Genomic DNA, 21,461 nt, shown 5'->3' on the forward strand with positions numbered 1-21,461 from the left:
TGGGTTTTACCCGATTAGGTCGAAGATTGGCTTTGGAAATACTCCGAACACCAAAAGCGCTATGGTGAGCACGATGACTGACACCTTAGTTATTAGTGGGAGGCTAATCTCAGACTGCTTGTCACTCGTGTTCCAGTAGATTGCACGGATGACTTTGAAGTAGTAATAGAAGCCTGCTGCAGCGCCGATGAAGGCGATGACGACAACGAGCCAGCTGACTTTATCGAGGTTGGTGAGGGCTGCTTCGAATACTTTAAACTTACCGACAAATCCCGCGGTGAGTGGGACACCGGCCATTGAAGCCATGATGATAGTGAGTGCTCCAGCAAGTAGCGGGTTGCGCTTTCCTAGGCCATTGAGGGCGCTGATTTCTTCTGAGTCTTCTTCGTTGCGGATGAGCGCTAGTACGAAGAATGCTGCGAATGTCATGATGAGGTAGGTCGCTAGGTAGAAGAGGACCGAGTCAAATGCGCCAGTAGCGAGGCCTAGGAGCAAGAAGCCTGCGTGGGCAATGGATGAGTATGCTAATAGGCGCTTGAAGTTTGTCTGAGATAGAGCTGCGAGGTTACCGTAAAGTAAGGTTGCTGCAGCCATGATCACCAGAATGGTCGCTACTGATCCTTGCGTTTCTGGGGATGCGAGGAATGAGCGCAAGATAGTGATCGCGACGCCGAATCCTGCAGCCTTAGATGCGATGGATAGGAATGCTGTGATTGGAGTTGGAGCACCTTGATAAACATCAGGAATCCAGAGCTGCATCGGAGCAGCTCCGACTTTGAAACCGAGAGAGATGATGATGAGGGCCAGACCGAAGAGTAGAGCTGCACTTGAACCCGATTCCTTTAGATTGATAGAGAGTTGAGCAATACTAGTGGTGTCTAAGGCGCCATAGACCCAAGCGATTCCATAAACGAGGAAGCCTGTGGAGAGTGCTCCTAGGATGAGGTATTTCACACCAGCTTCGAGTGAGCCAACATTGCGTCGCATGAAGGCAACCATCACGTAGAAGGTGATAGTGACTAGCTCAAGTGCTACAAAGATCGACACGAGGTCAGTAGCTGAAGCCATCCACATGAGGCCTGCACAGGCAAAAACTGGAAGACAATAGAACTCACCAGCATTGGTGTCGGAACCGTCTGGGCTAGTGAACTTGTTGATGACTTTACTGAAGTCAAAGCTCATCAGTAATACTAAAATGGTGCTTACCAAGGCGAAGCCTTTGAAGAACAGGGCGTAGCCGTCGTTACTGACAAATCGAGCCATCCATTGGGGGGCTTCGCTAGCACATGAAGGGCATGACGTCACAATTAGACCAATGAGCACAGCCGTAAGGCCGACTGCACCCGCTATCGCCAGTGTGGCTTTCTTTTTAGGAGCCGCGAAGGCTTCCCAAAGTAAAAGAACGAGACCAAGTCCCGCGACGATGAATTCTAGGTAGTATTGCATGAAAGTGATGTGTTGAATTCTAGATTCTAAATTCTGGCTTCTTGATCCTTATTTAAGAACGTTGAGAAGAAGGTTTGGGTAGAGGCCGACAACGAGCAGCACGATGCTGAGTAGGATGGCTGGGGCTTTTTCTAAGAGGCTGAGGTCAGTGACGTTTTCGCACTTCGCTTCGAGTGGGCCTTGGAATGTATTGCGGAAAGCGCGGAGCATGTAGACGGCGCTGATAACGACACCCCAGATGGCAATGATAGTAGCGATCTGAACAGGGCCGAGGTCTTGGTCCGTTGTCCACCCTTCGAAACCTGAGAAGAATACCATGATCTCACCAGCAAAGTTGGCGAGGCCTGGGAGGCCGATGGAGGCCATTGCGACGAGGCCGAAGAGGAAGCAGAGCTTAGGTGCCGTTTTGGCCAGTCCGCCGAGCTTGTTCAATTCGATCGTGCCAGTCTTGGCTTCGATGCGGTCTGCAAGTGAGAAGGAAAGGGCAATTGAGATACCGTGGGCAAACATCAGAAGAACTGCTGCAGAGGCTGCGAGTGTGAGTCCGCCGTCGGCAGTCATTATTTCACCGCCAGAAGCAATCGCTGCTGCAATTGCTAGGAAGATGTACCCCATGTGCATCACTGAAGAGTTACCAAGCATGTTAGCGAGGTTCTTCTGGTTGATAGTCACAAGTCCAACCCAGATGATGTTGCAGAGGAGCAGAACAAGGAGTAGGTTGAGCCAGTGTTGCATTCCTTCTGGAGCAACTGCGAGACCAACGCGGAGTAGACCGTAGAGGCCGAATTTCTTAAGCACGCCAGCGTGGAGCATAGCGATTGGAGCCGGAGCTGATGCATACGCTGGTGCTGCCCATGAGTGGAATGGGAAGAGCGAAACCAATGTGCCGAAGCCAATGATCAACAGAAGCGCGATGGCATTTTGGTGGTTCTCAACAGCGGCGAGGTGCTCAAAAGCGAAGCTCTCTAGTTGAGTGCCAGCAAGAATGATTCCAGCGAGAAGAACGATGGAACCAAACGCTAGGTAAACAGTAGTCTTCCAGGCGATTGCTTTACGCTCGTTGCCCCCGCGGCCAAGGATGCCAATCATCAAGAAGGTCGGGATGAGTGCGAGTTCGTGGAATGCGTAGAAGAAGAACAGGTCAGTGGAGATGAATGCTCCAATGGCTCCTGCAGCGATAAGCAAGATGCTGGAGTACCAGAGTTTCTCTCTGCCTTCTGGGCATGAGCCACTAAGTGCTGCAGCTAGGGTGACGATGACTGAAAGTACCAGCATCACTGCGCTCATGCCATCAAGGCCGAGGCTGAAGTGGATGGCTGGTGATTCAAGAACAAGAAAGCTGACCGAGCCAACGCATGCAGGGCAACAGGCTGCAAATAATCCGAGGATCAAGTTGAGGGCAGCAGCACCGAGAGTGGTGAGCCGTGCAGGGGCTGCTGCTAGGATCGCGACCGTCGCTAGGAGCGGTATGAGAATTAATGCTAAAAGCATAATGGTAGTGTAGTAAAGTTAGAGAAAATTAGAGGAAAACCGTGAGGTAGATGACGAGGATGATTCCTGCGCCAAAGAGGAACGCGTAGTTTTGTAGGCTGCCGGTTTGCATCTTCGTGCGGAAGATGTTGCCAGTTCCCTGAGCTAGACGTGTGAGTCCACCGACGAGGAGGCCGTTGATGACAAATTCATCGAGGAAGTGAACGACTGCTGCGACAAGGTCTTGGAAGAGCTTGATGAGTTTGGCGTAGATTTCATCGAGGTAGAACTTGTTACGGAAGACTTTCATTGCAGCATTGCCAGCAATTGGGTCGGATGTTTTTCCTTTGTAGAGAACGACTGCTGCTACAAGTCCAACGACGAATGCTCCGATTGAACAGCCAGTCACAAAGTTCATCTTAATGTCAGTGTGTGGGTGGAAATCATTGAGAGCTGGAATGAGTGAGCCCAACCATGGTGAGGCTAGTGCCATGAGTGCTAGAAGAGCCAGAGGCACCGCCATGATAAGTGGTACTTCTTTCGCGTGTTCTGCGTGCTCATCTTTTGCTTTTCCTAGGAAGGCAATGAAGATGAGGCGGAACATGTAGAAGGTGGTGAGTGCTGCAACTGCTACAGCAATGTAGAAAAGTGCTGGATTCTCGTGCTCTGCAGCGTGGAGGATTCCCTCTTTAGAGAAGAAGCCTGACGTTCCAGGAACAGCTGTGAGACAGAGTGTGCCGATGATGAAGGTGATGCCAGTGATAGGCATTTTCTTCAGCAATCCACCCATTTTCCAGATGTTTTGTTCGTGGTGGCATGCGTAGATCACGGCACCAGAACCGAGGAAGAGGAGAGCTTTGAACCAAGCGTGGGTATAGAGGTGGAACATTCCAGCCTCAGGCTTGAGCAGTCCAACAGCCATTACCATGTAGCCCAGCTGTGAGAGTGTGGAGTAGGCGAGGATTTTTTTGATGTCGTCTTGCTGGGTTGCCATGAGAGCGGCAACGAGGGAGGTTATTCCACCAACCCAAGCGATAGTCATTGCTGAGCATTCTGGGATAGCATCGAGTCCTACTGAGTAGAAGAAGCGTGCCATCATGTAGACACCCGCAGCAACCATGGTTGCTGCGTGGATCAGAGCTGAAACTGGAGTAGGTCCTTCCATCGCATCCGGAAGCCAGACGTGGAGTGGAAGTTGTGCCGATTTACCAATAGCTCCACAGAATACGAGGAGCACTGCGGCGCCGAGGAATGGGGTGCCTGCTGCGACGCCCATTTTATCGAAAACGATAGTATTGGTGATTCCCCAAATCATGAGGATACCGATGAGGAAGCCGAAGTCACCAACACGGTTGGAGAGGAATGCTTTCTTGGCCGCATCTGCAGCCGAGTCCTTTTGGTACCAATGACCAATGAGAAGGTAGGAAGATAGTCCCACAAGCTCCCAGAAGATGAACATCATGATGAAGTTGTTTGCGAGGACGATCCCAGTCATGGAGAACATGAAGAGCGACAGGTTACCGAAGTAGCGCGCTCTCGCTTCGTCGTCTTTCATGTAGCCCAATGAGAACACATGAACGAGTAGGCCAATGCCTGTGACGACAATCATCATGCCGGTTGAGAGTTGGTCGAGCTTGAGAGCTATATCGATCGAAAAGTCGCCAATCTGAATCCAGTTGTAGAGTGGCGAGGAGTCCTCAGTGCCGAGAAGCATCAAGGATATTCCAAGAGTTGCTGCAGTGAAGGCGGTTCCCAGTACGGCTGCGATAGAGGCCATTTTCTGCTTTAGCAAAAAGTGGATCAAGACGGCTGATAGCAGCGGAAGGACGAATAGTAAGAGTGATTGATTCATACGATAGCTACTTTGAAATTATCCCTGGAGTGAGGTGAGGTCCTCAGTGTTGACTGTTTGGCGTGCTCTATAGAGAGCGACGATGATGGCCAGTCCGACAGCTACTTCTGCGGCAGCCACGGTGATGACAAAGAAGACGAGCATTTGGCCGTCATAGTCAGGTAAGCCAGCGACCATCTTTTCGCGTGAGAATGCAACGAGTGTCAGTGATGCAGCAGCAAGCATGAGCTCGAGACACATAAATATGACGATGATGTTACGGCGAATAATCACACCAGCAAGACCTATGGAAAATAGGATGCCAGACATGAATAGGTATTCGGTGAGTGATGCGGTGGGCATAAGAAAAGTTCTGCGTGTTTCGTTATTCGAAAATAAAGGCTTGTTAGAGCTGGTTACGCTTTAGGGTTGAGCTTCTTGGAGAGTGAGACGCAGCCGACGGTGGCAACGAGTAAGAGAATGCCAATCACCTGAAGTGGGAAATTGTATTCGGTGAAGAGTTTTTGGCCGATGAGGTTCACATCGGGAAGTGATCCTTTCTTGAGTTCCTTGCGGATCTGGCTGTCAGCAGCGATCTCGCTAGGGATTTCTGCTTCGGCAGCGATGAGGCTTTCTTTGTTGATTGGAGCAAAGTCACCGAGGTCGCTAGTCTGGAATATTGCCACTAGTTGGAGAACGAGTAGGAGTGGAATGATAATGCCAGCTGCGAGAGTTGGTGTTTTCACTTCGTTGTTTTCTTCCTTCTTGAGATCAAGAAGCATGATGATGAAGAGGAAGAGAACCATCACTGCGCCAGTGTAGACGAGGACTTGAAGGATTCCCACGAAGTAAGCATTGAGTCCGACGAAGAGTGCCGCGAGACCGATGAATGACACAATCATCGAGAGTGCGCAAGCAACTGGATTCTTCAGAGAAACAACACCGACGCCGCCAGCGAGCATGATGATCGCGAAGATGTAAAAGAATGGAGTAGGCATGATAGTATGTTTTAAATTTAGACAGAGTGATTACTTAAGCTCGTTCCACTTGTTGACGAGACCAACACGCTTGCCGCCGATCTCATAGAGTTTCGCTTTGTTGTGCACCATGTCTTCACGGGATGTGCCTGTGATGAGGTATTCTTTGCGGAGGTAGATCGCTTGCTCTGGGCAAACTTCTTCACACATGCCGCAGTAAATGCAGCGGGTCATGTCGATATCAAATTCCTTCGGGCGTTTTTCCACCTTTGCCCATTGATCATCCGCAGGGATTTCGCCCGGAGTGATTTTGATGGCTTTAGGTGGACAGATGAATTCGCAAAGCTGACAGGAAACACAGCGCTCGCGGTCTTGTTCATCAGTTACCAAGGCTGGCGCACCACGGTAGTGTTCAGGAAGGTGATCGTCCCAGCGTTGTTCAGGGTACTGCATCGTGATGCCTAGTCCTGAGGAGTTGAGTGAATCAGCACCACGTGACTTACCAGTCACAGATTTGACAGCGTGTTTGAGTGTGACCATTGCCCCCTTTGCTAGTGCAACGAGGTAGAGCTTTTCACCAGTGTTGAGCTCTGGACGTTTGAGTTTTTTGACTTCAGCCATTAGTTTGGAGAATTAAGTAGGAAGAATCGAGAATTGAGAATTAGGAAGATGTGTTCGGCTCGTGTGATATAAGACCTTTGATTAAGCCGCTGATGAGTCTGTTGACTTCATTGGCATTATTTCTGGCGGTGATTGTATCGGTGTATTGGAGGTCGTGTGCGAGTCGAAGTTGGTAGTGAGTTTCTTTTAGTGATGCCTGAGCGATATTATAAAATCTAATTTTTTCCTTATCTGTCCATCGTCCAAAACCTTCTACAATGTTGGAGGGTACTGAAATGGCTGCGCGACGGAGTTGTGATGTTAGACTGAATAATTCGTGCTTTGGGAATGTCTGAGTAATGGTGTAATATCTAAAACTAAAGCATGTGCTTTTTGCCACGCAATGAGATCCTCATATGTTGTGATTTTAGACATGCGATTCTTAATTCTAGATTCTAGATTCTTTTGGTTTATCGAGTGACTTCGCAATCACGAACATGAGTGCTGAGAAGACGATGACACCAATAACAAGGGCTGCGATTGTACCGTACTCGCCACGTGCTGCCATGCTAGGGGCGGCCATGATGACTGCTGCTACGAGGATGTTGATGAGTGCTAGCTCGAAGAATACAACCCAGCCGAGCTTCATCAGTTGGTCGTAGCGGAAACGTGGAACGGTCCAGCGGACGAGGATGAAGAAGAGGATAAATCCTACGACTTTGGCAAGGAATGCGCCGAGGTGGACGATGCCCGCGTATGCTACCCAGTTGCCCATGTCATCTTTGAGTAGTTCATCCAGACCAAAGCCAAGTGACCAACCACCGAAGAAGAGGGTAACAATCAGAGCTGAGCCCACAATCATTGCTGCGTATTCACCGAGGAAGAACAGGGCGAACTTCATAGAGGAATACTCAGTGTGGTAACCACCAACGAGCTCTGTCTCACATTCTGGAAGGTCGAAAGGCATACGGTTTGTTTCCGCGAAGATAGAAACTGTGAAGATAAAGAAGGAGAGGAACAGGGGAATCATCAGTAGTGCTCCCCAGATGCCACCAAATTCGTAGAGGCCAAATTGCAGGCCATTTTTGAAGGTGATTGGGCAAAGCAGCCAACCGTGCTCAGCTTGCCACTCAACAATGCTTGTGAGGTTAAGCTGACCAAAGATCATGAGCACTGGAATCACCGAGAGTCCGAGAGCAATTTCGTAGGAAATCATCTGAGCACATGAGCGCACACCACCGAAGAAGGAGTACTTGTTGTTGGATGCCCATCCGGCAAATGTGATTCCGTAAACGGAGAGTGAAGCGATAGCAAAGATGAAGAGAGGTCCGACTGAAACGTCGGCGATCACAAGTTTGATGTCTTCGCCGAACAATGTGATAGAGCTACCAAAAGGGATCACACCGAGCGTGAGCAAGGCAGGAACCATGGTTAGCGCTGGAGCGATCCAGAAGAAAAACTTGTTCACGTGCGATGGCGTGAAGTCTTCCTTAAGGATGAATTTTAAACCGTCAGCGAGTGGCTGAAGTAAACCTTGTACTGGAATGTCCTTCTTAGCGCCAAAGAGCGTGAGAGGAATACCTGTACGGTTCGGTCCAACTCGGTCTTGGAGAATCGCCGAGAAACGACGCTCAGCATAAACCGAGTAGGCAATGATAGGCAAGGTGAGCACGAAGGTGAAACCTACGATCTTCACCATGGTGATGAGTGTGAGTGTGAGTAAATCCATGTGGTTACAAATGGTTCAATTAGAGGAAGGAGTTACCCAACAATCTCGCGGTTTTCTACGCGTTGTTTTTCTTTTTCGAGCAAGGGGATGGTGACGCCAGTTTCGATGAGTTGGATTCCTTGGTCGCCGACCTTGGAGAATGTGACACCCTCGAATGCTGGCACTGCTTGTGCGATTACTTTGACGATGTCTTCGAGCATGTAAATGTCGTTGGCTTCGCCTGTGTAGCTGAGAATGATGTCGCGGAGGATCTCCCAGTCATCACGCGCATTGCCTGGAGCTTGAGAGGCTTGGTTCAGTCGCTGAAGTCGGCCAGTGACGTTGATCATTGTTCCACGCTTCTCGGCGAAGTTTGAACTAGGTAGGACGATGTCACTAGCTTGTGCTGTGGCATTTTCCTTGATGTTCGTACTAATGATGAGTTCAGCGGCAGCGAGTTCATCGTGGCTGAATCCAGCTTCGCCGATGAGGTCTTCACCTAGAGCTACGATTGCTTTGATCGAACCGTTTCCGAGACCGGCTTTGATAGCTGCTAGTTTTGCAGATGGATCATCCTGTTCAAAGATAAGCTTAGCGCCGTTGCTGTTAGGGTTGCGGTCGGCAGAGATGAGTTTGCCGTCTGCTTCACCCATGCGAGCAACTGTGCTGATGGAACTAGTTCCTAGTATGTCAGCGAGTGTCTTAGTGAGGAATAGTTCTTCGTTGGTCTGGCGAGCTGATGCAATGATTGCGATTTCAGATCCTTCGAATTGCTTGAGAGCATCTGAGGTGGCTTCAATAGCAGTTTGCCAGTTAGTGACTTCGTGTGTGCCTTCTGCTTTGATCATCGGATCAGTGAGGCGGTTGTCACCTTGAACTTCGTGGAAGGCAAGACGGTGTGAGTCAGGCATCCACTCGGAGTTGACGTCGTTGTTGAGACGTGGAGTGACGCGGTAAATTTCGTTACCACGCGTCCAGATTGTCGTGTTGCAACCAGTCGCACAGTTTGTGTCGATGGATTTTGTTTCCTTGAGGAACCAAACGCGCATCTGGAAGCGGAAATCTTTTGAAGTGAGAGCTCCGACTGGGCAGAGGTCTATAGTATTCATTCCGTAGTTAGAGTCTAACTTGCGGTCTGGGTGACAGCTGAGTGTCGTGTGTGTCCCTCTCTCGGTGAAGCCAAGGACTGCATCGTCAGCTACTTCATCCATGAAGCGGATACAGCGGGAACACATAATGCAGCGTTCGTCGTCGAGGTTGACGCGAGGTCCGATGTCCACATTCTTAGGCTTCTTGACCTTATCATCAATAAAGCGTGACTGGCCACGGCCGTGTTCGACTGAGAATTCTTGAAGTGAACACTCACCAGCTTGGTCGCAAATTGGGCAATCGAGAGGGTGGTTGATGAGGAGGAACTCCATCACGCCTTCACGGGTCTTCTCTACTAGATCACCTTGGGTGCGGATACCCATGTTTTCACCAACTGTGTTAGCACAAGCAATCACAGGGCGCGGCATCCAACCAATTTCTTGGAATCCTTCCTCGTTGAAAGTTGGTTCAGCACCGGGAGCAAGTCTTGGAGGCATTCCCATTTGCACCAAGCACATGCGGCAATTTCCCGGTGAGGAAAGCTTTGGGTGGTAGCAATAATGTGGGACTTGCGCTTCAGCCATTCTGCAGGCTTCAATCATACGCGTACCGCGAGGAACCTGAATCCAGTGACCGTCAATCTGAACATTGACGAGCCCCTTCTCGGCGGCGAGATCTTTAGGAAGTTGTTTGGTGTCAGTGTCTGACATAATAGAAATTAGGTAGTTGTTAGCAGGAGGCGATGCTAGAGTGGGTCGTTGCAGTAGTTGTTAGGACCGTCAGTACCCTTGAGGCAGCCAGTTTCTACGAATGACCAGACGGCGCCAATGAGGGGGATTAAGCCTATAAAAATCCATAAACCGGATTTATCACGATCATGCCAACGCTTGCTTTGGATGGCCAGACTAGCCCAGACCAATGGGATATATGCTAGAGCCATGACTGTGATTGTAATCCCAGAATCTTGTCCGAAGATAAACATGCATGGGAGAACTAGAGCATAAAAGGCAAGACCAGAAAGGAGTGAGTAGCCCCAGAAGGTGCTTCTTGGGATTCTGCCTTTGAAAGAAAATAGAACCTCTTTGGCGCTCAGTTTGCTTGAGCTAGACTCAGGTTGAGCAGTTGTCTGAGGAGTCCTGTATGGGTTGTTGGTTTCCATAGTGAATAGTGGTTAAATTATTTTTGAAGGTAAGCTTCACGTTGGAGCTGTTCTTTTGAAAGGCGGTTGTTTTCCTCCGATGTCTCAGCGGTGAGTTCATCGCGGAATTTGGAGATGATGGCTTCGACCGGCCATGACGAAGCTTCGCCAAATGCACAGATTGTTTTACCGTCGATTTGGTAGGCGACATCTTCAAGTGTCTGAATGTCTTCAGGAGCAGCAAGTCCATTGACGATGCGGTCTGATATCTTTTTCATCCAGCCATTACCTTCACGGCAAGGGGTACACTGCCCACACGATTCATGCGCGTAGAAGTGGTTGATATTATTCAGCACCCAGGACATCTTGCGCGAGTTATCGAGCACGATAACACCTCCTGACCCGGCCATGGTGCCGCATGCTGCAAGAGTGTCGAAGTCCATCTGGATATCCCAGAAGGCTAGGTCTTTAGCGTCGTCGCCTTTGCCAATTTTAAATACTTCTTCGCAACGTAGAATTTTTGAGGATGATCCACCAGGGATGACAGCCTTGAAGCTGCGCCCGTCCTTTGGTCCGCCACAGATGTCGTTGAGCAGTTCACCCATAGTGATTTTGCCGACTTGGACCTCGTAGTAACCTGGATTTTTAACGTCACCAGAAACGCAAAGGATGCGTGTGCCAGTGTTGCGCTCCACTCCGAGTTTTGCGTACTCCGCGCCACCCATCTCAAGGATGTGTTTGACGTGGCAAAGTGATTCTACGTTGTTCACGATTGTGGGAGCCATGTAGAGGCCGAGGGCCGCTGGGAAGTAAGGTGGCTTAATGCGTGGGTATGGACGTTTTCCTTCGAGTGACTCGATGAGGCCAGTTTCTTCACCACAAATGTAGGCTGCCGCACCACGGTGTACCCAGATTTCAAGGTCGAAACCTGAACCAAGGATATTCTTGCCGATGTAGCCTTTAGCGCGGGCTTCTTCGATAGCGCGCTCCATAGTGATAGCAGCTTCAGGGAATTCCTCACGCATGTAGATAAATGCCGTCTTGGCTCCCACAGCGAATGCTGAGATTACCATGCCTTCGATCAATTGGTGTGGATCTTGGTGGACGATGTAACGGTCCTTGAATGTGCCAGGCTCGGACTCGTCACAGTTACAGATGAGGTAAACTGGCTTTGTGTTGTTTGGTGGGATGAATCCCCACTTCACACCAGTCGGGAAACCTGCACCTCCGCGTCCGCGGAGGCCAGATGCCTTCACTTCATTAGTGATGGCGGATGGTTCCATCGTGAACGCTTTCTTGAGTTGCTCGTATCCACCATCGGCGATGTAGGTGTCGATAGATGTGTCCCAGCCTTCGCGATCGATGTTTTTAAAGATCAAGCGATGCTCGGATGGATGTGGCTCTTTGCCTGGAAGATATTTGATGTCTGACATGGTGTTGTGCAGCGAAAAGTTGGTCAAAGGAAGTTGCTCGTCCATTAGGCTGAGTACTGGTCGATCAAGTCTTGGGCTTTTTCTGGCCCGACGTTTTCGTGGAAATCGTCGTTCACGAGGCAGGCTGGTGCGCTGCCGCAGGAAGCAAGGCATTCTGCGAATTCTACGGAGTAGTTACCACAAGGGGAAACGACGATAGGGTGGTGGTGTGAGAGCTTGCTGCGGTCAATATCAGTGATCTCGCAGATCTTATCCATGAGTTCGTGCGAGCCGGCCATGGCACAAGAAAGCGTGCGGCAGACTCTGTAATGGAATTTACCTGGGGCGCTTTGGCGAAATGCCGGGTAAAACGTAACGACTGAGAGAACTTTGATTTGCTCAATTTCTAACTTCTCCGCAACCCAAGAAATGGATTCCTTAGAAATGAAGCCGAAGTGGTGTTGGACAATGTGGAGAAGAGGTAAAACAGCGGAGAGCTTGCTTACTGGGTAGTGGGCAATGCGCTCATCTGCTAGAGCTTCGATCTCAGCAGTGGCTTCAAAAGGTTTGAAGTTCTTGTCACCTGGAGATGGCTGTGAGGTGACGGCGTATTCGAGAATGTCTTGGGACATGGATTTAAGATCTAAAATTTAAGATTAATTATCTGTCACACTCACCCATAACGAAGTCGAGTGAGCCGAGGATGGCTGGTACGTCTGATACCATTGTGCCCTTGAGTAGTTCAGAGCAAATCGAGAGGTTGATAAAAGATGGGGAGCGAATCTTAAGGCGATGGGGGACGCCGCCGCCCTTAGAGTGGATGTAGAATCCGAGTTCACCTTTAGGGTTCTCATGGCCAAAGTAAACTTCACCTTCAGGGGCGTCGATGCCTTGTGTGGTGACAATAAAGTGGTGAATGAGTTCCTCCATCGACATGAGCACGCGCTCTTTGTCGGGAAGTGTGCTCTTGGGGTCGACAATGTTGACCGGGCCTTCAGGCAAGGTCTCAAGCACTTGGCGGATGATGCGGATTGACTGGCGCATCTCTTCCATTCGGACTTGGTAGCGAGCATAACAGTCGCCTTCTTCAGCAACTGGTACGTCAAAGTCATACTTCTCGTAACCGAGGTATGGGTTATCCTTACGTAGGTCGCGAGGAACTCCTGATGCACGAAGGTTAGGACCGGTCATGCCGTAGTCGATGGCGTCTTGCTTTGAAATAACTCCCACGTCGCACATGCGCTTCATGAAAATTTTGTTCTTGTCGAGTAGGGTAGCGATTTCCGCGATCTGCTCTTCGCATTCATCGAGGAAGGTGATGACGTTCTTTTCAAAGCCCTTTGGGAGGTCTCTTATTTGACCGCCGACTCTCGTGTATGAGGTTGTGAAACGTGCTCCAGTGAGTTGCTCAAAGAGGTTGTAGAGCTTTTCGCGCTCCGTGAATGTGTAGAGGAATACAGTCATGGCTCCCACGTCCATGGCGCATACTCCGACTCCGAGCATGTGAGCAGAGATGCGAGCTAGTTCACAGGATAGTACGCGTATTGCTTGTCCGCGCTCTGGGAGTTCCCATCCCATGAGTTTCTCTACAGCGCAGGCGTAAGCTATGTTGTTAGCGAGTGGTGCGAGGTAGTCGAGGCGGTCAGTGTAGGGGATGAACTGGTTGTATTGCATGTTTTCTGCAATCTTTTCATCTCCACGGTGGAGGAAACCCACGTCTGGAGTAGCATTAGTGATGACCTCACCATCTAATTCTAAGATGAGCCTTAGTACTCCGTGTGTTGCTGGGTGTGATGGTCCCATGTTCAGGACCATCTTCTCGCCCATCATGTCATCAGCCTCTGCATTGTAGTTAGCAACAGCCTCTGCTGTCTTACTTGCGTTGTCCGGTGCTTCGAAATCTGTGGTCTTTGTATTGCTCATCGTGAATGTATTTCGCCACAACTAAAAAGGAGGAAAATTGGCCCTCTATCAAGCTGATTGTGAAAAATTTCACAAGCTAGAGTTAATTCATGTCTGGAATATTTTTTATGGTAGTTGTGGTAGTGAGTTGCTTGATGAGTAATATATTAGATAAAAAAAGAGCTCCATATGGAGCTCTTTGTGAATCGAATAGATTGGCTTGAGTTGTAATCTTTACGCTAAATCTTGCTCAGCTTTCGCCCAGTCGAGTTCTGCTGACCCAGGGAGATCTGATTGAATGCGCTCAAGGTAGTTGAGGTATGCAGCCTGTTGGATTTCTTCTATAGTGGCGCCGATCTTCGTATTTAGATTCAGTTCAGGGGCTACTTTAGTTGCTTTATTTGCAACTTTCGCAGCAGCCTTTTTAGTGACTTTTTTTGTCGCTTTTTTAGTAGCTACTTTTTTTGTAGTCTTTTTTGCTGCTTTCTTAGCAGCCTTTTTTGCCGTTTTCTTAGCGGTTGTAGTAGTCTTTTTAGTTGCCATAGAGGGTGTTGTTTTAAATTGCTGTCTGTTCACAGCAGAGTGTGATCCAAGTCAGTACAAGCAGAGAAAATGCCAAATGCCAGAATAGTCAACAATTTGTAGATAGAAAATCTGTCACGATTGGGATCTAGATTGGATTGAGCGTGATAGTGGCTTTTCCGTTATTATCATTGTTGGGTGAAGTAACAAGCCCAACTCGTTTGAAGTTGGGCTTGTTTGCTAGATCTGTCGGGAGCGGCTTATGGTTCAATGATTGCGTAGTCGCCATCTCCACGGCGGTAAACTATTTGAAGTACATTGCGGCGTGCATTCGTGAATACTAAGAATGGCCTGTCTGAGAGTTCTAACTCCATAATAGCCTCTTCTTTGAAGAGTGTTTTTAGCTTGATGCCCTCGCGGTGGATGATCATTGGCTCTGGATCGATTTCAGACTCGGTTGGGTGCGTATCAAGGATGTCTTGTGCGAAGACTTTTTCATCAAGGTGCTTGATGGTGTCCTCAGGCTTGACTCTATATTTCTTAAGTAAGCGCGTCTTATGCTTGCGCATACGACGTGCGATTTTTGAGATAGTCTGATCAATCGCTGCATACATGTCCGGTCCTTCAGTAGAAGCGTCGATGGTGATATGGTTAGAGCAGAAGAGAATAATCTCAGCTACGTGTCGGTTTTTTTGCACGTCTAGCACAACACGTGCTTCCATAATTTTTGGGTAATCGAGATGCAGAGTGCCGATCTTCTTGTTCACGAAGACGCGAATGGCCTCTGTAATAGTTTCGTGACGTACTACGATATTGATTGGTGGGTCTACGTTCTTTGTTTGCATCTTTGTTTTGTTCCTTCCGTTTGGGTTTGGGTTCTTATTGTTAGAAAGGTGAGACTGACGTCTCGGCGAGTTAGAGAGTGAAGTCCTCACCTAGGTAGTGCTTTCTGGCTAACGGGTCATTAGCAATTTGTTCAGCAGTGCCTTCGATTATGGCTTTACCGTCATCCATCACATAGGCGTGATCGACGATCTTAAGAGTTTCTCGTACGTGGTGGTCTGTGATGAGGATGGATAAACCGTCTTTATCGCGAAGTTCACGTACGATGGTATGAATTGCTTCGACCGCCTTAGGGTCAACACCAGCAAAAGGCTCATCAAGCATGAGGAGTTTTGGGTTGGTGCAGAGGCACCGAGCAATTGTCAGGCGGCGTTTTTCACCGCCTGAAAGGGTTAGAGCTAGTGAGTTTCGTAGTTTGGTGATGCGAAACCGCTCCATGAGCTTTTCTGCTTGTTCTTCACGCTCACAGCGATTGAGGCCTTTGCGAGTTTCTAAAACAGCTAGGAGGTTGTCTTGGACTGTCATCTTGCGGAAAATTGATTCTTCCTGAGGGAGGTAGCCCATGCCGATGCGTGCCCTTTTATGCATTGGCAGGCGGGTGATATCTTTTCCTCCGAAGGTAACTACACCTGCGTTGGGTGGAACAAGTCCAGCAATCATGTAAAATGTTGTGGTCTTACCTGCTCCGTTAGGCCCGAGAAGCCCAACGATTTCGCCGTCTCCAACAGTCATGCTAACGCCATCCACGACTGCTCTGCCGCCATAGACTTTCTGTAAGTCTTGAGCGCAGAGTAGGAGCTTTCTTCCAGTGCGCTGACTTGGGTGGCCACATTCAGCCTGGTTGCTAAGAGTATTGGTGGTACTTGACATCGTTGGTAAAAAAATTGCTACCCTTTGTCTTGTAGCTCGTTGAGATTCGCTTTGATCTCGTGACGTCCTTCAATTCGGACGCTCATGTTAGGGAGTATTTTAATATAGCCTGTATCTGATAGAACGCGAGCTATTGTGTCACCTTGTTCGACGGTCGGTCTGCCGCCACTGAGTATAATGATTCCTGTGTCTCCGTCGTACGTGGCTGTTTCGGAATGGGTTACGATAATTTTTCCGTCTTTGTCTTTTGATTTTATGACGACATTGCCAGTGGCAATTCCTTTACTCAGTCCGCTGAAACGCGCGAGGTTTTGGGTGTTAGGTGTTATGGTCTCACCTTCTGTTGGTTGCGGAGTCGTTGGCTTGGCTAAGTCAGTTTTTTCTTTAAGAATAATCTTCAGTTCATCTGAGCAGGTGAGTTTGTATTTTGGGTGGATGACTATGACGTCCTTTTGGTATACTACCGTGCCTGTTATAGCGTCGAAATACATTCCGTTTTCACAGTTGACTGTGACGGGGACTTTATCAGCCTGTGGTTTCAGGGAGACGGCTGCAGTGTTTGGGGTGACTTCATTACCAACTGTTGATATGAGTTGGCCGTGTAGTATATTCTTGCTGTGGTTAATCGAGCTCGCCACATCTTGCATTTGCTGAATGTCTTTCTTTGCTTGCTTATCGACTTGTTGGATGACTGGAGTCGAGCTTGCTGTTAGGGTGTCGATTTCCTTAAGTTCTTCTGCAGAGAGAAGAGCGGGTATGGTGACGGCTGAGGCAATGACAGCTGTAGGTTTAACCTTAGGCTTCGAGATAAGCTTTGTTTTAGTATTCACAGTCGAGGCTGACTTTTTATTCTTAGGAGTGCTAACATGAGAAGTCATTTTTTTATCTATATCAGAGTAGAACAGAGTCTGAGTTTTTCCTAGTAAAAAACCTGTACGTTTTTCCCAGTGGAGAATAAGTCCTTGTGCTGCAATATCGAAGCTATCACCAGAAATTGTAAGATTTTCGACAGAGTGGATAATGCCGGTGGATTCTTGGTAGAATGCAGTGTTGAGGAGAGTGGTGGCCTGGGGGTGGTTATCCTTGTAGACAGTTAGATTCACTTTTGTTCCTTTAAGCTTCTGCTTTTCAAGAATGTCCATCTGTTTGGCAAAGAGGACAGAAGTTGTTTCGTAATCTTTATTAAATTGCGGAATTCGCAGATCGTGCAAAGTGCTCCCCACTGGAAGTACTTTCAAGGCTGGCAGTGTGTGAGGCGCTTTTTGCTCATCGGCCATAGCCGCGGAATAGGTTACGATGATGGCGACGCGAATACTGAGTTTGATTAAGCTACTGCGCATTGGCTGAAGAATAATGTGGTCCTATCCGTGTGCTGCGTCATGCACTGCGATGAGTCGTTTGAGCACGTCTTCAATCTCAGTTAGAGGGATCTGATTAGGTCCGTCAGAAAGGGCTTCAGCTGGGTTAGAGTGAACTTCCATAAAGACACCATCAACACCAGTTGCAACAGCTGCACGTGCGAGAACTGGCGCTAGTACGCCGTCTCCACCAGTGGAGCCGCCAAGACCACCAGGGCGTTGAACTGAATGTGTGGCATCGAAGATTACTCGAATGCCTTCTTCTTTCATCCAGTAGAGGGAGCGCATGTCTGCAACGAGGTTGTTGTACCCAAATGAAACGCCTCTTTCGGTGAGGTAAAAGTCATCGCAACCAAAGCCTTGCATTTTTTTTGCGATATTGACTGTGTCCCAAGGGGCGAGGAATTGCCCTTTCTTTACGTTTACGGTGCGCCCAGTTTTGGCGCATGCTTCGAGTAGGTCAGTTTGGCGGCAGAGGAATGCTGGGATTTGCAATAAATCAATGCTTTCCGCAGCGATTGCAGCGTGCTCAGGTGTGTGAATGTCGGTAGTGACTGGGACGCCGAGTTCTTTTGAAATTTCGCCTAAGATGCGTGTGCCTTCTTCGACGCCTGGGCCGCGAAAGGCATCGCCGGATGTGCGGTTTGCTTTATCGTAGGATGCTTTGAAGTACCAATTGATACCTAGTCTGTCAGCGATTTCTTTTAGAGAACGAGCCATGTCCCAAGCGAACTCTTCGCTTTCTAGTCCGCAGGGGCCGAGGATGTAAAATGGTTGTTTCATGTGTTGGTTTGATTCAGTTATGATGTCAGGTGGAGGATTATGCTAAGTCTTCTGCTTCCTTATAGAGGGATCTGAGGTTGACGAGAGCTTTTTCAAGAAGTTGGGATTCTGAGTTAGTGAGGTTGCCGGAAGTCTTGCTGACCAGCATTTCTAGGCAGTTTATTACCGAGCCTGCTGCTTTGAGGTTCACGCTGCGTTGGCCAGTGGTTGGGTGAGGTAATTGGCCTAAAAATAGGCCAGCGTTTTGAGCTTGTAGAAGGATGAAGTCGGTAAAGCGATTGTCTGCTTGTGGAGAGTCTGACATGGTTGAATGAGTACTGATTATTTATACAGATAAAGTATAGGCTTGCCACCTAAAATTAGGCTAATTGTTTGAAGCGACACGTTGTTGTTCGCGCTTTAGCCAGGGTTCGATGAAGAAGGGGACGAAGGGGAATAGGGATGTTAGGAAGATGAGAGATGCTCTTAATATAGACCATTTGGCATCGATCATCGCAATTAGCAGTAGGAGGCAATAAAGGCAGAATAGTGCTCCGTGGATTCTGCCCGGGGTGCTAACTGCGTCGACATCACCTTGTGCGTATTTTAGGTAACAGCAGTAAATTAAGTAAATCCATGAGAGGTTTTCTAAAATGCTGATAAGACGAAATTTGCCGATTGGGCTAGTGATGAGTGACATATGATTTATTTATTTAGTGTGACGGACGGCTGATTCTGATCGGCGTGGCAGGAGTGTCGCTAGTGAGGAATTAGTTGCGGTCTCGTTAGCTTTAAAACAACATTAGATATCCTTGGGTCTCAGGTGTGTTCCCAATTCAAAGGTGGTCGTAGTTGTCTGATAGGGTTTCTCAATGCCTCTCTTTAACTACTTTGGGGTGGGTTATAGCAATATCAAAATCAGACTTGTGTGCTATGAAAATGTCTGACAAGAGATAGTTCTATTGTAGGAAGGTGAGATGACCGTCGCGAGAACGGAAGCAGCCTAGGCTGCTTCCTTTATTTCACTGAGGTTAGCTTTGCCTTATAATGACGTGCACGAGCATTGGCCAATAAAGGCTAATGAAATGATTGCGAATATTGCTGATTGCTAGGAGATCTGAGTGTTATAGAATTTCTTCGATAGGGATTTTGCCGTTAGTGGCAACGATGCTCCAGACGTCTGGCTCACCTTCTACTTGTGTGAGAGTTGTTTTACCGCCTGCAGTTTCAAGTAGGAGTTGGCCAGCTGCTATATCCCAGAGTGAAATGCGGGATTCGATGTAGGCATCGAGTCTTCCAGTTGCGATGTAGGCCATGCCGAGTGCTGCTGAGCCCATCAGGCGCATTTTGCGGGCTCGAATAGAAGCGCGCTTGAATCGAGCTAGGCCAGTTTCGAGTGAATCTTCGGTTTTTCCGCACCCAACGAATAGAATGGATTCTTCGATTTTAGTGCGTGGTGATGCTGAGATTTCTTTGCCGTTAAGGTATGCTGGACCGCCTTTTTGGACAGTCCAGAGGTCGTTCATTGCTGGGTCTAGAATGACGCCAGTGGTGAGTTCTCCTTTGTGGCGAAGCGCGATGGAGATACAGAAGTGGGGTATCCCATAGAAGTAGTTTACTGTGCCATCGATCGGATCAACAATCCATTGGTAGTCTGAGTCTTGGTTTCCGGCTAATCCTTCTTCGCCATAGATGGCGTGGTCTGGGAATTGTTCTAGCAAGATGTCTGTGATGAGGTCTTGGGATTCGCGATCAAGAGCGAGCTTGATGTCGTGGTGTTTGGCTTCATCGACATTAAGTTCGGAGCCAAAGTGCTGCATGAGGAGCTCACCAGATGCTTGGGCTGCTTTGACGGCTGTTTCAAGAAAAGTCACAGGGTTTGGTTGTTCGGGGTTAAATTGGTTGGGTGCTATTCTGCTGAGATCGGCTGAATGCGTGGGAAGACGGGCTTTGGTTTGGCTACTTCATGCCCGAGTGGGATGATTCCCCATTCGATTTCTTCTAGGTCGAGTTCGGCCAAGAATGGGGCTTTGAGCTGCGCTTGGATGCGCTCACAGGCTTCAGGGATGATTGGTTTCAGGAGAACTGAGGAAATGGCAACTACTTCTACCATGTGGTTGAGCACAGCAAAAACTTCTTCTGAGTTGGTTGGGTCCTTGGCAATTTCCCACGGCTTATGTAATTCGGCAAAAACGTTGGCACCTGAGATAAAGTTGATCACGGCTTCGAGAGCGAAGGAGATATTGTGCTTATCCATGTGCTCTTTGTAGCTCTCTAGGGTTCCATTGAGGGATTCGCGGAGTTGCTTGCAAGATTCATCGTTATAGCTGGATTCGCGCGTTACGCCTTCGCTGTAGCGTTTGGTCATGTTGAGTGCGCGGTTGCAGAGGTTGCCAAGATTGTTGGCTAATTCTGTGTTGAAGAGCATGACGAGGCGATCGACGTCGTAGTCTGAGTCGCGTCCAGTGTGTATGTCGCGCACGAGGTAGTAACGGACTGCGTCTTGGCCAAATTGTTCAACGAGGTTGATTGGGTCCACAACATTTCCGATGGACTTGGACATTTTTTCACTGCCGCTTGTGGATTTGATATTCCACCAACCGTGAACGAGAAGTGTTGGCATTTCAGCGTCACTGAAGCCCATTGCTTTAAGCATGCATGGCCAGTAAATGGAGTGAGATGGGACGAGTATGTCCTTTCCAATGATATGGAGGTTGGCTGGCCAAAGGGAATTGAACTCCGGGAGTGCGGAGTCTTCGGGTTTGTTGTAGCCAGCAAAAGAGATGTAGTTGATGAGGGCGTCGAACCACACGAAGGTTACGAACTCGGAGTCGAATGGGAGTTCGATGCCCCAGCGGAGGCGTTCCTTTGGGCGAGAGATGCAGAGGTCGGTGTCTTCGGCACGTTCGATCGCGTTGAGTACGTCTGCTTTGCGGAATGTAGGGATGATGAAGTCGTCGTTAGATTCTACGAACTGGCGAAGCCACTCGACGTGGTCGGTGAGGCGGAAGTAATAGTTTTCTTCATCACGCTCTTCTACCTGACCCCATTCTGGTCCAAATTCACCTTTATCGTTGCGCTCTTTGTCAGTGAGGAATTGTTCTTGGCGGATTGAATAGAAGCCTTTGTATTGCTTCTTGTAGATCTGGCCTTCGTTGTAAAGTTTTTGGAGTATCTGCTGAACGCACTCTTTGTGAAGTGGGTTAGTGGTCTCGGCCCAACCATCAAAGTCGAGTCCAAGCTTGTCCCAGGCGATGGTGAAGCCTTTGGTGACGCGTTTGACGTAGGTGTTTGGGTTGACTCCTTCTTTCTCGGCTGTTTGCTGGACTTTTTGTCCGTGTTGATCGACACCTGTAAGGAAGTAGGACTCTTCACCTTTTTGCTTGCGGTAACGATTGAGGACGTCAGCTAGCACTTTTTCGTAGGCGTGTCCGATGTGTGGAGTGCCGTTGGTGTAGTCGATAGCGGTTGTGATGTAGTACATGTCTAAATGTGTGATGTTGAAGTTGGAAGTCTGTTAGTCGCGAGTTTTG

At 48.7% G+C, this 21,461-nt stretch carries 22 protein-coding genes; all 22 read right to left on the bottom strand.

Annotation, left to right across the window (positions count from 1 at the left end):
- Nucleotides 1-6 precede the first annotated feature (6 nt).
- Nucleotides 7-1,446: an NADH-quinone oxidoreductase subunit N gene (locus ABGY95_RS08590; protein ID WP_347441268.1), complete on the bottom strand. Its 1,440-nt coding sequence runs from the start codon at nucleotides 1,444-1,446 to the stop codon at nucleotides 7-9.
- Between the two features lie 48 nt (nucleotides 1,447-1,494).
- Nucleotides 1,495-2,937 (bottom strand): NADH-quinone oxidoreductase subunit M, encoded by a 1,443-nt coding sequence (locus ABGY95_RS08595; RefSeq protein ID WP_347441269.1) that lies wholly within the window; start codon nucleotides 2,935-2,937, stop codon nucleotides 1,495-1,497.
- Nucleotides 2,938-2,965: 28 nt separating this feature from the next.
- Nucleotides 2,966-4,768 carry an NADH-quinone oxidoreductase subunit L gene (nuoL, locus tag ABGY95_RS08600; protein WP_347441270.1) on the bottom strand — a complete coding sequence of 601 codons (1,803 nt, stop codon included), beginning with the start codon at nucleotides 4,766-4,768 and terminating at the stop codon, nucleotides 2,966-2,968.
- 18 nt (nucleotides 4,769-4,786) lie between these two features.
- Nucleotides 4,787-5,110 carry an NADH-quinone oxidoreductase subunit NuoK gene (gene nuoK, locus ABGY95_RS08605; protein WP_347441271.1) on the bottom strand — a complete coding sequence of 108 codons (324 nt, stop codon included), beginning with the start codon at nucleotides 5,108-5,110 and terminating at the stop codon, nucleotides 4,787-4,789.
- A gap of 53 nt (nucleotides 5,111-5,163) precedes the next feature.
- Nucleotides 5,164-5,745 carry an NADH-quinone oxidoreductase subunit J gene (locus ABGY95_RS08610; RefSeq protein WP_347441272.1) on the bottom strand — a complete coding sequence of 194 codons (582 nt, stop codon included), beginning with the start codon at nucleotides 5,743-5,745 and terminating at the stop codon, nucleotides 5,164-5,166.
- Between the two features lie 30 nt (nucleotides 5,746-5,775).
- Nucleotides 5,776-6,345: an NADH-quinone oxidoreductase subunit I gene (locus tag ABGY95_RS08615; RefSeq protein ID WP_347441273.1), complete on the bottom strand. Its 570-nt coding sequence runs from the start codon at nucleotides 6,343-6,345 to the stop codon at nucleotides 5,776-5,778.
- Nucleotides 6,346-6,385: 40 nt separating this feature from the next.
- Nucleotides 6,386-6,724: a four helix bundle protein gene (locus ABGY95_RS08620; protein ID WP_347441274.1), complete on the bottom strand. Its 339-nt coding sequence runs from the start codon at nucleotides 6,722-6,724 to the stop codon at nucleotides 6,386-6,388.
- 48 nt (nucleotides 6,725-6,772) lie between these two features.
- A complete protein-coding gene (locus tag ABGY95_RS08625) occupies nucleotides 6,773-8,053 on the bottom strand; it encodes a complex I subunit 1 family protein (protein WP_347441275.1) in 1,281 nt (426 codons plus the stop codon).
- Between the two features lie 32 nt (nucleotides 8,054-8,085).
- Nucleotides 8,086-9,831: a molybdopterin-dependent oxidoreductase gene (locus tag ABGY95_RS08630; RefSeq protein WP_347441276.1), complete on the bottom strand. Its 1,746-nt coding sequence runs from the start codon at nucleotides 9,829-9,831 to the stop codon at nucleotides 8,086-8,088.
- Nucleotides 9,832-9,866: 35 nt separating this feature from the next.
- Entirely contained in the window at nucleotides 9,867-10,280 is a 414-nt protein-coding gene (locus ABGY95_RS08635) for a DUF805 domain-containing protein (RefSeq protein WP_347441277.1), read from the bottom strand.
- Between the two features lie 17 nt (nucleotides 10,281-10,297).
- A complete protein-coding gene (nuoF, locus tag ABGY95_RS08640) occupies nucleotides 10,298-11,692 on the bottom strand; it encodes an NADH-quinone oxidoreductase subunit NuoF (RefSeq protein WP_347441278.1) in 1,395 nt (464 codons plus the stop codon).
- A 44-nt stretch (nucleotides 11,693-11,736) separates the two neighbouring features.
- Nucleotides 11,737-12,303: an NAD(P)H-dependent oxidoreductase subunit E gene (locus tag ABGY95_RS08645; protein ID WP_347441279.1), complete on the bottom strand. Its 567-nt coding sequence runs from the start codon at nucleotides 12,301-12,303 to the stop codon at nucleotides 11,737-11,739.
- 28 nt (nucleotides 12,304-12,331) lie between these two features.
- A complete protein-coding gene (gene nuoD, locus ABGY95_RS08650) occupies nucleotides 12,332-13,594 on the bottom strand; it encodes an NADH dehydrogenase (quinone) subunit D (RefSeq protein WP_347441280.1) in 1,263 nt (420 codons plus the stop codon).
- A 213-nt stretch (nucleotides 13,595-13,807) separates the two neighbouring features.
- Nucleotides 13,808-14,116 carry a hypothetical protein gene (locus ABGY95_RS08655; RefSeq protein ID WP_347441281.1) on the bottom strand — a complete coding sequence of 103 codons (309 nt, stop codon included), beginning with the start codon at nucleotides 14,114-14,116 and terminating at the stop codon, nucleotides 13,808-13,810.
- Nucleotides 14,117-14,355: 239 nt separating this feature from the next.
- Nucleotides 14,356-14,940 carry a ribosome-associated translation inhibitor RaiA gene (gene raiA / locus ABGY95_RS08660; protein ID WP_347441282.1) on the bottom strand — a complete coding sequence of 195 codons (585 nt, stop codon included), beginning with the start codon at nucleotides 14,938-14,940 and terminating at the stop codon, nucleotides 14,356-14,358.
- Between the two features lie 70 nt (nucleotides 14,941-15,010).
- Nucleotides 15,011-15,808 (bottom strand): LPS export ABC transporter ATP-binding protein, encoded by a 798-nt coding sequence (gene lptB / locus ABGY95_RS08665; RefSeq protein ID WP_347441283.1) that lies wholly within the window; start codon nucleotides 15,806-15,808, stop codon nucleotides 15,011-15,013.
- A gap of 17 nt (nucleotides 15,809-15,825) precedes the next feature.
- On the bottom strand, nucleotides 15,826-17,148 hold the full coding sequence (locus ABGY95_RS08670; protein ID WP_347441284.1) for a hypothetical protein: 1,323 nt from the start codon (nucleotides 17,146-17,148) through the stop codon (nucleotides 15,826-15,828).
- 21 nt (nucleotides 17,149-17,169) lie between these two features.
- A complete protein-coding gene (gene kdsA / locus ABGY95_RS08675; protein ID WP_347441285.1) occupies nucleotides 17,170-17,949 on the bottom strand; it encodes a 3-deoxy-8-phosphooctulonate synthase in 780 nt (259 codons plus the stop codon).
- Between the two features lie 37 nt (nucleotides 17,950-17,986).
- Nucleotides 17,987-18,253 (bottom strand): DUF1844 domain-containing protein, encoded by a 267-nt coding sequence (locus ABGY95_RS08680; protein ID WP_347441286.1) that lies wholly within the window; start codon nucleotides 18,251-18,253, stop codon nucleotides 17,987-17,989.
- Nucleotides 18,254-18,313: 60 nt separating this feature from the next.
- Nucleotides 18,314-18,628 carry a DUF3817 domain-containing protein gene (locus ABGY95_RS08685; protein ID WP_347441287.1) on the bottom strand — a complete coding sequence of 105 codons (315 nt, stop codon included), beginning with the start codon at nucleotides 18,626-18,628 and terminating at the stop codon, nucleotides 18,314-18,316.
- A gap of 424 nt (nucleotides 18,629-19,052) precedes the next feature.
- Nucleotides 19,053-19,802: an inositol monophosphatase family protein gene (locus ABGY95_RS08690; RefSeq protein WP_347441288.1), complete on the bottom strand. Its 750-nt coding sequence runs from the start codon at nucleotides 19,800-19,802 to the stop codon at nucleotides 19,053-19,055.
- A gap of 35 nt (nucleotides 19,803-19,837) precedes the next feature.
- Nucleotides 19,838-21,412: a class I tRNA ligase family protein gene (locus ABGY95_RS08695; RefSeq protein WP_347441289.1), complete on the bottom strand. Its 1,575-nt coding sequence runs from the start codon at nucleotides 21,410-21,412 to the stop codon at nucleotides 19,838-19,840.
- Nucleotides 21,413-21,461 lie beyond the last annotated feature (49 nt).

Origin of the sequence: Rubritalea sp., from assembly GCF_039830215.1 — a bacterium.
GTDB lineage: Bacteria > Verrucomicrobiota > Verrucomicrobiia > Verrucomicrobiales > Akkermansiaceae > Rubritalea.

Excerpts from the sequence above, each read along its gene's own strand:
- ABGY95_RS08590 (WP_347441268.1), bottom strand. The coding sequence starts at position 1,446 with ATGCAATACTACCTAGAATTCATCGTCGCGGGACTTGGTCTCGTTCTT.
- ABGY95_RS08595 (WP_347441269.1), bottom strand. The coding sequence starts at position 2,937 with ATGCTTTTAGCATTAATTCTCATACCGCTCCTAGCGACGGTCGCGATC.
- nuoL (WP_347441270.1), bottom strand. The coding sequence starts at position 4,768 with ATGAATCAATCACTCTTACTATTCGTCCTTCCGCTGCTATCAGCCGTC.
- nuoK (WP_347441271.1), bottom strand. The coding sequence starts at position 5,110 with ATGCCCACCGCATCACTCACCGAATACCTATTCATGTCTGGCATCCTA.
- ABGY95_RS08610 (WP_347441272.1), bottom strand. The coding sequence starts at position 5,745 with ATGCCTACTCCATTCTTTTACATCTTCGCGATCATCATGCTCGCTGGC.
- ABGY95_RS08615 (WP_347441273.1), bottom strand. The coding sequence starts at position 6,345 with ATGGCTGAAGTCAAAAAACTCAAACGTCCAGAGCTCAACACTGGTGAA.
- ABGY95_RS08625 (WP_347441275.1), bottom strand. The coding sequence starts at position 8,053 with ATGGATTTACTCACACTCACACTCATCACCATGGTGAAGATCGTAGGT.
- ABGY95_RS08630 (WP_347441276.1), bottom strand. The coding sequence starts at position 9,831 with ATGTCAGACACTGACACCAAACAACTTCCTAAAGATCTCGCCGCCGAG.
- ABGY95_RS08635 (WP_347441277.1), bottom strand. The coding sequence starts at position 10,280 with ATGGAAACCAACAACCCATACAGGACTCCTCAGACAACTGCTCAACCT.
- nuoF (WP_347441278.1), bottom strand. The coding sequence starts at position 11,692 with ATGTCAGACATCAAATATCTTCCAGGCAAAGAGCCACATCCATCCGAG.
- ABGY95_RS08645 (WP_347441279.1), bottom strand. The coding sequence starts at position 12,303 with ATGTCCCAAGACATTCTCGAATACGCCGTCACCTCACAGCCATCTCCA.
- nuoD (WP_347441280.1), bottom strand. The coding sequence starts at position 13,594 with ATGAGCAATACAAAGACCACAGATTTCGAAGCACCGGACAACGCAAGT.
- ABGY95_RS08655 (WP_347441281.1), bottom strand. The coding sequence starts at position 14,116 with ATGGCAACTAAAAAGACTACTACAACCGCTAAGAAAACGGCAAAAAAG.
- raiA (WP_347441282.1), bottom strand. The coding sequence starts at position 14,940 with ATGCAAACAAAGAACGTAGACCCACCAATCAATATCGTAGTACGTCAC.
- lptB (WP_347441283.1), bottom strand. The coding sequence starts at position 15,808 with ATGTCAAGTACCACCAATACTCTTAGCAACCAGGCTGAATGTGGCCAC.
- ABGY95_RS08670 (WP_347441284.1), bottom strand. The coding sequence starts at position 17,148 with ATGCGCAGTAGCTTAATCAAACTCAGTATTCGCGTCGCCATCATCGTA.
- kdsA (WP_347441285.1), bottom strand. The coding sequence starts at position 17,949 with ATGAAACAACCATTTTACATCCTCGGCCCCTGCGGACTAGAAAGCGAA.
- ABGY95_RS08680 (WP_347441286.1), bottom strand. The coding sequence starts at position 18,253 with ATGTCAGACTCTCCACAAGCAGACAATCGCTTTACCGACTTCATCCTT.
- ABGY95_RS08685 (WP_347441287.1), bottom strand. The coding sequence starts at position 18,628 with ATGTCACTCATCACTAGCCCAATCGGCAAATTTCGTCTTATCAGCATT.
- ABGY95_RS08695 (WP_347441289.1), bottom strand. The coding sequence starts at position 21,412 with ATGTACTACATCACAACCGCTATCGACTACACCAACGGCACTCCACAC.